The 420-nt window shown below is 46.7% G+C and carries 1 protein-coding gene; it reads left to right on the top strand.

From position 1 onward, the window contains the following. Positions 1-420: 4Fe-4S dicluster domain-containing protein (locus E2K52_RS14945; RefSeq protein WP_171478887.1), on the top strand; the 420-nt coding region annotated here is incomplete at both ends.

The following is a 420-nucleotide window of genomic DNA, read 5'->3' as shown; positions in this document are numbered from 1 at the left end:
AAGAACTCTACAATGCGCGTAACTTTGGCCCGGCAATGCACAAGTTCGGTCAATGGATGGGGGGCGCCTTTAACTTTATTGACCAGAACGTGTTTAAAGTACCCTTCACTTTACATGACCTGGTGCCAGACTTTAAGACGCTGAAAACTGTTGATGCAGTGAACTTCAAGCCGAACTATCCAAAACCGGATGGCAAGCTGACGTTTGACCGTCTATCTTCAGTGTTTGTATCGAATACCGTGCATGAAGAAAACCAGCCTGCGCATTTAAAGCTGACCGATGCTTCAATTCCAGTAGAAGTCAACCTGCCGAAATGGGATGAGCCTGCACAGCGTTACTGCCCGGCGGGTGTGTATGAAATCATGGAAAATGATGATGGTTCAAAACGCTTCCAGATTAATGCAGCCAACTGTGTACACT

This window comes from Acinetobacter sp. RF14B (genome assembly GCF_006864105.1).
GTDB classification, from domain to species: domain Bacteria; phylum Pseudomonadota; class Gammaproteobacteria; order Pseudomonadales; family Moraxellaceae; genus Acinetobacter; species Acinetobacter lwoffii_C.
This window is presented reverse-complemented; position numbering and strand designations above follow the sequence as displayed.